Raw genomic sequence first — 13,432 nt, 5'->3', positions numbered from 1 at the left:
GGCAGGTCGGGCATCGCTCACCTCTCGCAACTGGCTTGCGCGACCATCCGGGAAGGCTGACCCTTACTCAACGGCCCCGAGGGGCCTTGTTCAGGATTCTGAACACTCTTAGGCTCGCCGGGCCCGTTGCAACCGGAGCCGCCATGCCGCAGATCGGATCGCACCTGAAGGAGCTGCGCCGCCGACGCGACCTGAGCGTGCGCGAGCTCGCGCTGCGCTCGGGCATCTCCCATTCGGCCATCTCGCTCATCGAGCGCGACCGCATGAGCCCGTCGGTCGACACGCTGAGCGCCATCCTCGATGCGCTCGGCACGACGCTGCCGGGCTTCTTCGCGGACCTTTACTCCAGCGTTCCGCACTCTCCCTTCTACGCCGCGCACGAATGGATCGAGATCGGCAAGGCCGCGACCGTTTCCTATCGCATGGTGGGCATCAACCACCCCAACCGGCAGATCCTGATGCTGCACGAGACCTATGCCCGCGGGGCGGATTCGGGCGAGGCCTTCGTCCACTCCGCCCAGGAGGCCGGCATGGTGACGCGCGGCGCCGTGGAGCTCACGGTAGGCGGCGAGAGCCGCGTGCTGCACCGGGGCGACGGCTATTATTTCGACAGCCGCCTGCCGCACCGCTTCCGCAACGTCTCGGACGGCGAGAGCGAGATCGTGAGCGCCGTCACGCCGCCGACCTATTAGGCCGTAGACTCATAACCGCGTAGCCAGATGCGGATGGACGCGAGCTTCACGGCGGCGAGGAAGTTTTCCGCCGTCTTGTCGAAGCGGGTGGCGATACGGCGGAAGTGTTTGATCTTGTTGAAGAAGCGCTCGACGAGGTTGCGCGCCTTGTAGAGGTGCCTGGAGAAGCAGATCGGGTCCTTGCGGTTGCGCTTGGGCGGGATGTTCGCCCATGCGTTCCGCTCGGCGACGGCAGCGCGCAGGTCGTTGGCGTCGTATCCCTTGTCGGCCAGCAGCATTGAGCCCGGCGCGAGATGCCCGATCAGGTCTTTGGCACTCGCGAGGTCGCTGGCTTGGCCTGCCGTGAGCTTGAGGAGGATCGGCCTGCCTCGGCTGTCGACGAGCGCGTGGAGCTTGGTCGTGAGCCCGCCTCGGGAGCGACCCAGACATCGATCGACACCCCCCTTTTTGCCGTCGCCCCGTGCTGGTGGACGCGGACGACAGAGGTGTCGATCATCTGCACGTCACCATCGTAAGCCCTTGTGATCGCGTCCATGAGCCGATCCCAGACGCCCGCCTTCCGCCATCGGTTGAAGCGGTTGTAGATCGTGGTCGGCGGCCCGTAGCGCGCCGGCATGTCCGCCCACGGCGCGCCCGAGCGCAGGCACCAGAAGATGCCATTGAGCACCCGCCGGTCATCCACGCGAGGCACGCCCCGCGACTTGTTGGGAAGGTGAGGCCGGATCGCCTCCCATTCGAAATCCGTCAGATCGTAGCGGCCCATCGCAAAGCTCCCGAAAAGGAGCTTGAATCACAATTGCTACCGTCAGGGAACCCAGAGCCGTTTATGGGTTTACGGCCTAGAATTGCCTTGCTGTTGACCGGTTGCACCAACGTGGTGATTATCGTCACCGCCGGACGGTCGAGAGCTTTCAAGTCCCCCGAAATATGCTTGCCTTCGGGGATAACAACAGAGGGGAAAGTCATGCGATCGGTGAGGATATTCGCGCTCGTCGGCTGCCTGTCGGCCGTCGTCGGCGCATGGGGGATTATCGGGGCCGAGGCGCGCGACCTCACGGTTGTGTCCTGGGGCGGCAACTACCAGGACGCCCAGCGCAAGATCTATTTCGAGCCCTTCGCGAAGCAGAGCGGAAAGCCGCTGCTCGACGAGAGCTGGGACGGCGGCATCGGCGTCATCGCCGCCAAGGTCAAGGCCGGCGTGCCGAACTGGGACGTCGTGCAGGTGGAATCTGAGGAACTCGCTCTCGGCTGTGCCGACGGTTTCTACGAACAGCTTGACTGGGACAAACTCGGCGGAAAGGACAAGTTCCTGCCGGCCGCCGTGAGCGACTGCGGTGTCGGCGCCATCGTTTGGAGCACGGCGCTCAGCTATGACGCGGACAAGCTGAAGGAGGCGCCGGCCTCCTGGGCCGACTTCTGGGACGTTCAGAAGTTTCCCGGCAAGCGCGGCCTCAGGCGCGGGCCGAAATACGCGCTCGAATTCGCGCTCATGGCGGACGGCGTCGCCCCGGCCGATGTCTACAGGGAGCTCGCGACGCCCGCCGGGGTGGACCGCGCCTTCAAGAAGCTCGACGCCTTGAAGCCCCATATCGTGTGGTGGGAATCGGGCGCCCAGCCGCTGCAGCTCCTCGCCTCCGGCGAGGTGGTGATGACGAGCGCCTACAACGGCCGCATCTCCGGCATCAACAAGGCCGAGGGCAAGAACTTCAAGGTCGTCTGGCCGGGCAGCATCTACGCCATTGACAGCTGGGTGATCCTGAAGAACAGCCCCAACAAGGACGCCGCAATGGACTTCATCGCCTTCGCGAGCGCGCCCGAGAACCAAGTGAAGCTGCCCGAATATATCGCCTACGGCCTGCCCAACAAGGAAGCGGCCGGCGCCGTACCGGCCAATCTCCAGGCGGACCTGCCGACCGCGCCGGACAACCTCGCCGGGGCGATCCCGCTCGATGCCGACTTCTGGGTGGACAACATCGAGGAGCTCAACAAGCGCTTCAACGCCTGGCTGGCCCAGTGAGGGCGGCAGTCGGCTGACCGATCCGGGGCGGGCGCCGCCGTCCGGCCCGGATTTCCTTTTCGTCCGGCCTCGGTCGCATGCTTCGCGTGCCGCCGGGCCTACGGCATGGGCGGAGCAATGGGCGCCTTCATCGCGTTTCAAGATGTCACCAAGAAATTCGGAGCCGTCACGGTCGTCGATCACCTCGGTCTCGAGATCTCCAAGGGCGAGTTCCTCAGCCTTCTCGGCCCCTCCGGCTCCGGCAAGACCACCATCCTGATGATGCTCGCGGGTTTCGAGCGCCCGACGAGCGGTTCGATCCTCCTCGCCGACAGGCCCATCACCCATCTGCCGCCCCACCGCCGGCAGATGGGCGTGGTGTTCCAGAACTACGCCCTCTTCCCGCATATGACCGTGGCGGAGAACGTCGCCTTCCCGCTCGAGATGCAGCGCGTGCCGCGTGCCGAGATCACCCGCCGCGTCGACCGGGCGCTCGACATGGTACGGCTCAGCGCCCTCAAGGACCGTAAGCCGTCGCAACTCTCCGGCGGGCAGCAACAGCGGGTGGCGCTGACCCGCGCCCTCGTCTTCGAGCCGGACGTCATCCTCATGGACGAGCCGCTCGGCGCCCTCGACAAGCAATTGCGCGAGCACATGCAGCTCGAGATCCGCGACCTGCACCGGCGCCTCGGGCTCACCATCGTCTTCGTCACCCACGACCAGTCGGAGGCGCTGACGATGTCGGACCGCATCGCCGTCTTCAACGCCGGCAAGGTCGAGCAGATCGACACGCCGCAGGCGGTCTACGACCGCCCGCGCACCCGCTTCGTGGCCGAGTTCATCGGCGAGACCAATCTCGTCGAGGGCAAGGTCGTGGAGGCCGGGGCGCAGCAGGCCGTGGTGCGCGTGGGCGAGGCTGCGCTCAACGTTTCGGGAGAGGTCTCCGCCGGCCGGGATGTGTCGCTGTCGCTGCGCCCTGAACGGATCCGGCTCGGCAAGGAGCCGGCCGCGGCCAATGCCCTACCCGTTACCGTCGCCGACTGCATCTACCACGGCGATCACATGCGCCTCGTGCTGAAAAGCGGGCCGCTCGAGCTTGTGGCGCGGGCCGAGCGCCTGGCTGGCGACTGGGCGGTGGGCACCGAGGCCGTCGCCTCCTTCGACCCGCAGGACTGTACGGTGCTCGCTTCATGAGCCGCGCCTCTGTCCGGGATAGGTCGCGGGCCTTCGCGCTCGTCGCGCCGCTCATCCTCTTCCTCGCCCTCTTCTTCGTCTGGCCGCTGTGGACCATGGTGACCGCGTCCGTGGTCGACGACGCGGTGACGAAGGTGCTGCCGCGCACCGCCGCCGCCATGGCCGACTGGGACGGAAGCGACCTGCCGCCGCCGGCCGTGCATGGCGCGCTCGCGGAAGACCTGCGGACGGTGCAGGACCAGCAGGCCCTCGGCGAGGCAGTGCGCCGGCTGAACAGCGCCGTCTCCGGCTTTCGTACCCTTCTCACCCGCACCGTGACGGCAGCGCGCGAGGCGTCGGACCCGGCCACGCTCGATCTTTCCACCATCGACCCGCGCTGGAGCGAGCCCCGCTTCTGGCGCGCTATCAAGGAGGCTGTGCCCCCCTATACCGACCGCAATCTGCTCGCTGCGCTCGACCTCAGGCGCGACGCCGGCGGCAGCATCGTCGCGGAGGAGCCGGGGGCGGCGGCAAACCGCATCATCATGCTGCGGACCTTCGTGATTGCCGGCTCGGTGACGCTCGCCTGTGCGGCGATCGGCCTACCCTATGCAATGCTAGCCGCCGCCGCGAGCGGCGTCATGCGCGCCCTCCTGCTGCTCGCCGTGCTGCTGCCACTCTGGACCTCGCTTCTCGTGCGCACCGCAGCCTGGTTCATCCTGCTGCAGCAGGAGGGCCTCATCAACCGCGCGCTCGCCGCGCTCGGCCTCATCGACGCGCCGCTGCCGCTCATCTTCAACCGGCTCGGCGTCATCATCGCCATGACGCACGTCCTGCTGCCGTTCATGGTGCTGCCCATCTACAGCGTTCTGATCGCCGTGCCGCGCAACCTGATGCCGGCGGCCGCCTCGCTCGGGGCGGGGCCGATCCGCGCCTTCTGGCGCGTACTGCTGCCGCTCGCCATGCCGGGCCTGATGTCGGGCTGCCTGCTCGTCTTCATGGTGGCCATCGGCTACTACATCACGCCCGCGCTCGTCGGCGGCGCCAACGACCAGATGATCTCCTCGGTCATCGCCTTCTATGCGCTCGGCACCGCCAACTGGGGCATGGCGGGGGCCCTCGGCCTCATCCTGCTCGCGGTCACGCTGCTGCTCTACCTCGTCTACGGGCGGCTCTCGCGCTCGCCGCAACTGCCGGGGGCCTGAGCCATGCTGCGCGCGCTCCAGATCGTCTTCGGCAGTCTCGTCGTCGCCTTCCTGATCCTGCCGATCATCGCCATCCTGCCGCTCGCCTTCACGTCGAGCGTGTTCCTCACCTACCCCATCCCCTCCTATTCGCTGCGGTGGTTCGAGGAACTCGTGACCGCCGATGTGTGGCGCCTGTCCATCGTCAACAGCCTGATCGTCGGCGGCGGCGCGACCCTTCTCTCGACCGTGCTCGGCACGCTCGCGGCGCTCGGCCTGCGCGGCAGCGCCCTACCCTTGGCCGGGCTCCTGAGGACGCTCTTCCTCCTGCCCATGGTCGTTCCCGCCGTCGTCCTCGGCGTCGGCATGCAGATCTTCCTCGTCCGTCTCGGCCTCGCCAGCACCTATCCGGGCGTCATCATCGCCCATGCGGTGCTCTGCGTGCCCTTCGTCGTGGTGAGCGTCTCGGCGGCGCTGCAGGGCATTGATCCGGCGGTCGAGAAGGCGGCCATGAGCCTGGGCGCGCCGCCCATCACGGTCTTCCGCCGCGTCACCCTGCCGCTTGCGGTGCCGGGCGTCGTGTCCGGCGCCGTCTTCGCCTTCGCCACCTCCCTCGACGAGGTGGTGATCACGCTCTTCGTGGCGGGCCCCAACCAGCGCACCCTGGCGCGGCAGATGTTCTCGAGCATCCGCGAGAACATCAGCCCGACGGTGGCGGCGGCCGCGCTCCTCCTCATCGTCGGCACGCTGTGCCTCGCGGCCCTCGCCGCCCTTCTGCGCCGCCGCGAGAAACCTGCGGTGGCGTGATGGACACCAATCCTGCCGGATGCAGGCTCAGAACGCGCGCCACGCCCTGATGGCGCAGGAGGTCGCCGGCAAGGAACAGGCGACCGCTGCATCGTCCAAAGGCAGGTCGCTCTGGCGAGCGGCTTCCCGCGGCCGTGGCCGCGCTCCCGTCATCGCGACGGCGCGATCCGGATCGAGCGCACGCATCGGCTGCTCGAGCGCCTGGGCAAGGTTGCCTTTGAGGCCACGCCCGGGCCGGCGAAGATGGCTCCTTCCGCCAGGCTCGGGCGTGATCCGGCGATAGCGCCCGCCCTCTAGGAGACCTGCGGCGACGGTGCGGCCGCGCGCCGGGCGAGGCGGCCGATGGCGAAGGGCAGCACCGCCATGGCCGCGGCCATGATCCACAGCACGATGGAAATGGTGCTCTGGAACAGGATCGACAGGTCGCCGCCGCTGATGGCGAGGGCGTTGCGCAGGTTCACCTCCATCACACGCCCAAGGACGAAGCCGAGGATGATGGGCGCCATGTCGAAGCCGAGCTTGCGCAGCAGCCAGCCGACAATCCCGATGCCGAGCATCATCACGACGGCGAGCACGCTGGCGTGGGTCGAATAGACGCCGACGATCGACAAGACGAGGATGCCCGGCACCAGAACCCAGTTCGGCAACTGCAACACCCGCGAGAAGACGCGCACCAGCGGCAGGTTGAGGATGAGCAGCAGGATGTTGCCGATATAGAGCGAGGCGATGAGACCGCCGATCAGCTCCGGCCGCTCGGCGAAGAGCTGTGGCCCGGGCTGGATGTTGTAGAGCATGAGCGCGCCGAGCATCACCGCCGTGGTGCCGCTGCCCGGCACGCCGAGCGTCAGCATCGGCACGAAGGCGCCCGCCGCCGTCGCGTTGTTGGCTGCTTCCGGCGCGGCGAGGCCGCGCACGTCACCCTTGCCGAAGGTGCCCTCCCGGTCCGAGAGGCGCTTCTCCGTGGTGTAGGAGACGGCGCTGGCGACGGAGGCGCCGGTGCCCGGCAGGACGCCGACGGTGAAGCCGATGACCGAGCTGCGCAGCGCCGGGCCGATGCAGCGCACGATGTCGGCCCAGCGGGCGAAGGTGCGGCCGGCGACCTTGATGACGCTGCCGCCCTTCGCCTGGTGCTCGAGCATGAACATCGCCTCCGAGATGGAGAACAGCCCGATCACCAGTACGACGAACTCGATGCCGTCGCCGAGCTCCGGCTCGTTGAAAGTGAAGCGGTAGGCGCCCGAGGTCGCGTCGAGCCCGACGGTCGCCAGCATCAGGCCGATGACGCAGCCGATCAGCGTCTTGACCGGCTGGCTGCCCACCATGGAGCCGAGGGTGGCGAAGGCAAAAATCATGAGCACGAAATATTCGGCCGGGCCGAAGCCGATGGCGAGCGTGCTGAGCAGCGGCGCGAAGAAGGTCAGGCCCACGACGCCGAGCGTGCCACCAACGAAGGAAGCGAGGCCGCTGATCATCAGGGCCTCGCCAGCCCGGCCCTGGCGAGCGAGCGGGTTGCCGTCGAGCGCCGTCATCACAGCGCCGGCATCCCCCGGCACGTTGAGCAGGATTGACGAGATGCGCCCGCCGTATTCGGCGCCCATATAGATACCGGCGAGCAGGATCATCGTGCTCTCGGGCGGCAGACCCATGGTATAGGCGATGGGCAGAAGCAGGGCGATGCCGTTGATCGGCCCGATGGCCGGCAGAGCCCCGATCAGCGTGCCGAGGAAGCAGCCGGTAAAGCCGATGGCGAGGTTAAGCGGGCTGAGGGCGACAGAGAAGCCTGCCCAGAGATAGCTCAGATCCATCTTCGCACTCCTTCAACTCACATGCCGAAGACGGCACCGCCCGGCAGATAGACCTCGAGCAGATAGCGGAAGACGGCGAACCACAGCGCCGCCTGCGCGAGGCCGCCGAGAATGGCAAGGCGCCATGAGGCCCCGAAGAGGCGGCCGACACCCGTCACCAGGATCGTGACGGCGACAGCAAAACCCAGCGGTTCCAGCAGCAGCGCGGCGGCGAGCACCAGGCCCGGGATGGCGAGCGACTGGGCGAGCAGCCGGCCCTGCGGCCACGGCTCGGCCCCACCCGGTCTGAGGAGATAGATCACCGACAGGAGCGCCAGCGCTCCTGCCAGCATCATTGGGAAGACCCGCGGCCCGAGGGGATCCGACGAGAACGAATAGGCGATGCGGCTCGCCTCGAAGCCGTAGAGGAGAGCGAAGACCAGGAGGACGATGGCGCCGACGCGATCGCTCCTGCCCGCCCCGCGAGGACCGGTCGAAGAGGTCATGGGCTTCATCCCGATGTCAAAAGGGCGGCCCCCTTGCGGGAAGGCCGCCACATGGTGAATTGGCGATCAGAGGCCGGCTTCGGCCGCCAGCGCCTTGAAGCGCTCCACGTCCTTCTTGACGTCACGCTCGAAATCGGCGCCGAGGACCGTGTAGGGGTAGAGGCCGCGCGCCTCGCGCTCCTGCGCGAATTCGGGCGTCTGCGACAGCTTGCGGAAGGTCTCGACCCAATCCTGATACTGCGCGTCGGTGATGTTCTTGCCTGTGTAGAAACCACGCCACACCACCCAGTCGATGTCGAGCCCCTGCTCGCGGGCGGTTGCCACGTCCTTCAGATCGCCCGGCAGACGCTCCGGCGCCATGACGGCGAGGATGCGCACCTTGCCGGCGGCATGATGCTTGGCCATTTCGGCCGCGTCGCCGGCGGCGATCTTGATGTGCCCGCCTTCGAGCGCAGTCAGCACCGCTCCGCCGCCTTCGAGGGCGACATAGCGCATCTTCTTGGGATCCTGACCGGCGCTCTTCGCCACGAGTGCGCCCTTCATCCAGTCCTGGCTGCCGACGGCGCCGCCGCCGCCGATCGGAAAGTCGCCGGGCGCTTTGCCATAGGCCTCGACGAGATCCTTCAGGGACTTGTAGGGCGAGTCCGCGGCCACGACGATGACGCCGTAGTCGGCGCCCAGCGCGCCGATCCAACGCACAGCGCTTTCGTCGTACTGGCCGAACTTGCCTTGCGCAAGAAGGAGGGCCGAGCCGCTCGACGCCGCCGTGATCAGCGTCGGATCGCTCGACCGCTTGCCGACGACATGATTGTAGGCGACGGCCCCGACGCCGCCTTCCATGTAGGTCACCGGCATCGGCTTGTCGATCAGCTTGGCGGCGAGCAGCGCATTGCCGGCCAGACGGCAGGTCAGATCGAAGCCGCCACCGGGCTTGGCGCCCGCCAGGCATTCCGTCTTCTCCGGAGCGGCCACGGCGGCACCCGCCATGAAGCCGGCGAAGCCCAGGACAAGCGCGTTGACGAGGATCTTCTTCATCAGTTCCCTCCCTGTGGAATCAAGGTAACGCTCTGTTTGTGCGGAGCTTGGCCGTTACGGTAGGATCGAAACCTGTCATCCACCTGTCACAGCGAGCAGCGGAAGGGATGCGCATCTTTCTGGTCGAGGATACGCGCGACGTCGCCGAGGCGATCATCGAGCGCTTTGCGCGCATCGGCCACGTTGTGGACTGGGAGACGAGCGTCGATGCCGCCATCGCGGCGCTCGAAGATGCGCTTTACGACCTCGTCATCCTCGATGTGATGCTGCCCGACGGCAGCGGCTTCTCAGTCCTGCAGCGGCTGCGCAATGCCGGCGGCACGGTACCCGTCCTGATGCTGACGGCGCGCTCCGAGATCGAGGACCGGGTGAGCGCACTCGACATCGGGGCCGACGACTACCTCGTCAAGCCGTTCGACTTCCGCGAACTCGAGGCGCGGGCGCGCGCCCTCATGCGCCGCCGCCACGGCGACGCCACCAATCTGCTCGCCTGCGGCGACATCTTCATCGACCGCTCGGCCCGTTCCGTGCGCGTCGGCCAGCGCGAGGTTCATCTGACGCGCCGCGAGGTGACACTGCTCGAGATCCTCGCTACCCGCCCCGGGCGCGTGTTCAGTAAGGACGACCTGCTCGATCAGGTCTTCGGCTGGGACGAGGAAGCGCCGTCGGCCAATGCCGTCGAGCTCTACATCGGCCGCCTGCGCAAGAAGCTGCACGGCGCCTCGGCCCAGATCGTCACCGTGCGCGGCTTCGGATATCAGCTGGTGGCCGATGGTCCGGCGTGAACCGTCGCTGTTCGCCCGCCTCATCGTCCTCATCGCCATGGTGCTCGCCACCGGGGCGGCCGCGCTGACCACCGCCGCCTGGTATTACGCAAGGGCTGCGGCGAATGAGGCCTACGACCGGCTGCTCGTCGGCGCCGCCTACCAGATGGCCGAGGCAGTGCATGTGCAGGACGGTACCCTGACCGTCGAGTTGCCGATGTCGGCCTTCGAACTGCTCGCCCTGTCCGAGCGTGACCGCATCTTCTATCGGATCGTCGACACCTCCGGCCGCACGCTGACGGGCTACGGCGATCTGCCGCTGCCCGGCAGCGAGCCCCCCGCACCCGACCGGCCGGCACTCAGCAACGGCACCTTCATGGGCGCGCCGGTGCGCCTTGTCCGGGCATCGCGCGCCTTCGCCGACCCCTCGGTGCAGGGGCGCGTCGACGTGGTGGTGGCTCAGACCGTCGAGGCGCGCACAGCCCTCGCGCGCGAGCTCACCCTGCGCGCCGTGGGGCTGATCCTCGCCATGAGCACGCTGGCCCTCGGCGGCACCATCTTCGCCATCCGCCATGCGCTCAAACCCATGGCGCGCGTCGGCGCAGTCCTGCGCGAGCGCGACCCGCATGACGTCACGCCCATAACGGTCGCCACGCCGCGCGAACTGCGACCCTTCGTGTCCGCCATCAACACCTTCATCGCGCGCCTGAAGAGCCGCATGGACCTGATGCAGCAATTCGTCGCCGACACCGCCCACCAGATCCGCACACCGCTGGCGGCCCTCAAATCTCAGGTGGACCTGCTCTCGCACCATCTCGGAGAGCCGCAGGCGCGCCAGCATCTGGCGCGCGTCGAGGAACGGGTCGACCAGTTGTCGCGCCTCGTCGGCCAGTTGCTCAGCCATGCGATGATCAGCCATCGCGCCGGTGCAGTGCCCTTCGCCCCGGTCGACGTCACCGAGACTGTCCGCCGCGCCATCCGCGAGGCAGTGCCTGATACCCTCGACCGCGATATCCTCACCATGCTGGAGGTGCCGCCGCAGCCCATCGAGGTGCGCGGTGACGCCATCAGCCTGAAGGAGGCGGTGAAGAACGTGATCGACAACGCCGTGCGCCACGGCGCCGCGACGCGCCTGACGGTGCGCCTGCGCGAGGAGAACGGCACGGTCGAGATCGAGGTCGAGGACGATGGCCCGGGCATCGCGCCGGAGCTGTGGCCGCGCGTCGTCGAGCGCTTCGGCGCCCCGTCGCCCGGCGGCTCCGGCCTCGGGCTGTCGATCGCCGCTGACGTGCTCGCCGCACACGGCGGCAGTCTCGGCTTCCGCCGCGACAACGAGAACAGCTTCGCCGTCGTCATGCGCATTGCCGGAAGAGCCTCATGAAGCGCCACTCCATTCTGCGTCATCGCCTCGCGACGCTTTGCCTGTCGATTTTGACGGTGCCGTTCTCGGCCACGCTGCCGCATGCGCAGGAGGCGACGACCTTCCCGGCGGTGGCGGCGGAAATCGAGGTGCTGTCGATCCACGCCGCGACCGACCTGTCGGCCATGGAGCCGCTGATCCGCGACTTCCAGGCCCTTTTTCCCAACACCCGCATCGAATTCGTCGAATACGTCACCAACGACCTCTATGCCGCTGCGGCCGAGGCCTGCCGGCAGGGCAAGGCCCTGGGCGACGTGCTGCTCTCCTCCTCCGTCGACCATCTGGTGAAGCTCGCCAACGACGGCTGCGCCCGCGGCATTGCCTCGCCCGAAACGGCCGCGGCCCCGCGCTGGGCCAACTGGCGCGGCGACGTCTTCGGCTTCACCTTCGAGCCCGTGGTGTTCGTTTACAACCGCAGCAAGGTGCCCGCGGGCGACGTCCCGAAGACGCATCTCGAGCTCGCCGACCTGCTGCGCCTCAAGCCAGAGACCTATGCCGGCCAGGTCGGCACCTACGATATCCGCCTATCGGGCATCGGTTTCCTGCTCGCCTTCTACGATTCCCAGGAGACGACGACGACCTTTGGCCGCTTGCTGGAGAGCCTCGGGCGCGCTCATGCGGTGATCCGCTGCTGCACAAGTCAGATCCTCGACGAGCTCGAAGCCGGCCGCCTCTCGATCGGCTACAACATGCTCGCATCCTATGCTTATGCGCGCGTGAGGGCCGGCGCCAACCTTGGCATCGTCATGCCTGCCGACTACACCCTGGTGCTCAGCCGTGGCGCCATGGTGCCCGCCCATGCGCCGCGCGCCGACGCCGGCACCCGCTTCGTCAACTACCTCCTCTCCTCTCGCGGGCAGGAGGTGTCGCGGCGCGAGGCCTTCTTCTTCGGCGCGGGCGGCGAGATGCCGCCGGGCGTCGAGGGGGCCTCCTCCATCGTGCGCACGGGCATCGCCCGCCCCATTGCCATCGGCCCGGCGCTGCTCGCCGTGCAGGATCACGAGCGGCGCCGACGCTTCATCAGCGACTGGGGACGCACCCTCGTCGAGATGAGTACGCCCTAGGGGCCGGGCCGATCATGCCCCAGCCCCCGTCCTCATCCGTTGAGGCGGTCCCTGATGAAGGCCATGCTCTCGCGCAACGCGGCGGCTGGATCGGCAAGGTCATGGACGCCGGGTGCAAAGGGCTCGAAGGAAAATGCCCCGGCATAGCCCCCCGCGACGAGCGCCGCGATCTGTCCGACGTTGTCGAGCCGATCGTCCGCGGCGACGAGCTCCCGGTGCCCATCGCGCATATCCGCGACCGAAACCGCGTCATCCGCAACGCCCGAGATGTGAACCAGGCCGGTCAGCTCCGGGAAGAGCTGAGACTCGCCCGCGAGGTAATGGTGGAAGGTGTCATGCACCAGGCGGAACACCCCCTCCCCGCCCACGGCTGCGATGGCGGCGGCAGCATCGGCCTTCGACCGCAGCGACGAGAAGGCGAAGCCGAGCGGCTCGACGAGGCCCGTGAGGTTGCGCTGCAAGAGGATCGGCTTCAGGGCGGAAAGCGCCCGTTCGAGCTTTTCCTGGTTCTTTGGCGTGCCGTCGCAGACGGGCACCAGAACGATGCCCCGGGCGCCACAGGCGGCGGCGTAGTCGGCAAGCACCGCCGCCTCGGCCGCCCGGGCCGGCGTCCAGTCGTTGAAGCGCTGCAGGGCGTTGATCGAGAGGATCGTCAGGCCCGCCACCTCCGCCGTCGCGCGCACGACCCCGGGCGGCGTGCCGTCGGCAATAGCGGTGTCATCGAGATCGTTGCGAATCTCCACCGCGTCGATGCCGAGTTCGCACGCCAGCGCGACGAAGCCGGCGAGGTCGCGCCGGGGCGCGGCCATGTGGTTGAGGGCAAAGCGAGGTGTCGTCATGGGGCATCCCGTCAAGGGCATCGTCAGGCATCGCCGGGGGCGGCGAGCGATCGTCATCATTCTCGCCGAAGGCGCCCGCTGCAACCAGTCCTCGCCGGGCGGGAGGAGGATCAGGCAGACCGCCTTCACCCGCTCCTCTTCGATGCCGTCGGCCCGCGGCGCGGCTCG

At 68.0% G+C, this 13,432-nt stretch carries 12 protein-coding genes and 1 pseudogene; 8 read left to right on the top strand and 5 right to left on the bottom strand.

All coding sequences use genetic code 11. The features are described from left to right. Positions 1 to 143 precede the first annotated feature (143 nt). Positions 144 to 692: a cupin domain-containing protein gene (locus BOQ54_RS05210; RefSeq protein WP_071923448.1), complete on the top strand. Its 549-nt coding sequence runs from the start codon at positions 144 to 146 to the stop codon at positions 690 to 692. Here the strand turns inward: BOQ54_RS05210 and BOQ54_RS19465 are convergent. Next, positions 689 to 1,455 (bottom strand): annotated as a pseudogene (locus BOQ54_RS19465) (IS5 family transposase). The gene BOQ54_RS05210 and the pseudogene BOQ54_RS19465 overlap by 4 nt on opposite strands. 201 nt (positions 1,456 to 1,656) lie before the next feature. Here BOQ54_RS19465 and BOQ54_RS05195 point away from each other — a divergent pair. From BOQ54_RS05195 to BOQ54_RS05180, 4 genes are all read left to right on the top strand, one after another. Then, complete coding sequence (locus tag BOQ54_RS05195; RefSeq protein WP_071923447.1) at positions 1,657 to 2,709, top strand: ABC transporter substrate-binding protein; 1,053 nt, start codon at positions 1,657 to 1,659, stop codon at positions 2,707 to 2,709. Between the two features lie 117 nt (positions 2,710 to 2,826). Next, positions 2,827 to 3,882 carry an ABC transporter ATP-binding protein gene (locus BOQ54_RS05190; RefSeq protein WP_071923446.1) on the top strand — a complete coding sequence of 352 codons (1,056 nt, stop codon included), beginning with the start codon at positions 2,827 to 2,829 and terminating at the stop codon, positions 3,880 to 3,882. After that, positions 3,879 to 5,066: an ABC transporter permease gene (locus BOQ54_RS05185; RefSeq protein ID WP_055459348.1), complete on the top strand. Its 1,188-nt coding sequence runs from the start codon at positions 3,879 to 3,881 to the stop codon at positions 5,064 to 5,066. The genes BOQ54_RS05190 and BOQ54_RS05185 overlap by 4 nt, the downstream gene beginning before the upstream one ends. Positions 5,067 to 5,069: 3 nt before the next feature. Beyond that, on the top strand, positions 5,070 to 5,852 hold the full coding sequence (locus BOQ54_RS05180) for an ABC transporter permease (protein ID WP_071923445.1): 783 nt from the start codon (positions 5,070 to 5,072) through the stop codon (positions 5,850 to 5,852). Between the two features lie 293 nt (positions 5,853 to 6,145). Here the strand turns inward: BOQ54_RS05180 and BOQ54_RS05175 are convergent, their stop codons facing one another. The 3 genes from BOQ54_RS05175 to BOQ54_RS05165 form a co-directional block, all read right to left on the bottom strand. Next, the gene (locus tag BOQ54_RS05175) at positions 6,146 to 7,657 is read right to left on the bottom strand and encodes a tripartite tricarboxylate transporter permease (RefSeq protein ID WP_055459350.1); all 1,512 of its coding nucleotides are present in this window, start codon (positions 7,655 to 7,657) and stop codon (positions 6,146 to 6,148) included. Positions 7,658 to 7,674: 17 nt separating this feature from the next. After that, positions 7,675 to 8,142, bottom strand: a complete 468-nt coding sequence (locus tag BOQ54_RS05170; RefSeq protein ID WP_245280526.1) for a tripartite tricarboxylate transporter TctB family protein — start codon at positions 8,140 to 8,142, stop codon at positions 7,675 to 7,677. Between the two features lie 66 nt (positions 8,143 to 8,208). Beyond that, positions 8,209 to 9,177 (bottom strand): Bug family tripartite tricarboxylate transporter substrate binding protein, encoded by a 969-nt coding sequence (locus tag BOQ54_RS05165; protein ID WP_055459352.1) that lies wholly within the window; start codon positions 9,175 to 9,177, stop codon positions 8,209 to 8,211. Between the two features lie 107 nt (positions 9,178 to 9,284). On the opposite strand from BOQ54_RS05165, the gene BOQ54_RS05160 reads away from it, so the two are divergent. Genes BOQ54_RS05160 through BOQ54_RS05150 form a run of 3 tightly spaced genes read left to right on the top strand, consistent with a single transcriptional unit; the run spans position 9,285 to position 12,425 of the window. After that, the gene (locus tag BOQ54_RS05160) at positions 9,285 to 9,962 is read left to right on the top strand and encodes a response regulator transcription factor (RefSeq protein WP_071923444.1); all 678 of its coding nucleotides are present in this window, start codon (positions 9,285 to 9,287) and stop codon (positions 9,960 to 9,962) included. Further along, positions 9,949 to 11,322 carry a sensor histidine kinase gene (locus BOQ54_RS05155; protein WP_055459354.1) on the top strand — a complete coding sequence of 458 codons (1,374 nt, stop codon included), beginning with the start codon at positions 9,949 to 9,951 and terminating at the stop codon, positions 11,320 to 11,322. The genes BOQ54_RS05160 and BOQ54_RS05155 overlap by 14 nt, the downstream gene beginning before the upstream one ends. Further along, the gene (locus BOQ54_RS05150; RefSeq protein WP_055459355.1) at positions 11,319 to 12,425 is read left to right on the top strand and encodes an ABC transporter substrate-binding protein; all 1,107 of its coding nucleotides are present in this window, start codon (positions 11,319 to 11,321) and stop codon (positions 12,423 to 12,425) included. The genes BOQ54_RS05155 and BOQ54_RS05150 overlap by 4 nt, the downstream gene beginning before the upstream one ends. A gap of 32 nt (positions 12,426 to 12,457) precedes the next feature. Here BOQ54_RS05150 and BOQ54_RS05145 read toward each other — a convergent pair whose 3' ends face one another. Then, a complete protein-coding gene (locus tag BOQ54_RS05145) occupies positions 12,458 to 13,264 on the bottom strand; it encodes a TIM barrel protein (protein WP_071924399.1) in 807 nt (268 codons plus the stop codon). Between the last annotated feature and the right edge of the window lie 168 nt (positions 13,265 to 13,432).

The organism is Chelatococcus daeguensis (genome assembly GCF_001887265.1).
Lineage (GTDB): Bacteria > Pseudomonadota > Alphaproteobacteria > Rhizobiales > Beijerinckiaceae > Chelatococcus_A > Chelatococcus_A sambhunathii.
Note: the sequence above shows the minus strand (reverse complement) of the source record. Positions and strands in the feature narration are given on the sequence as shown.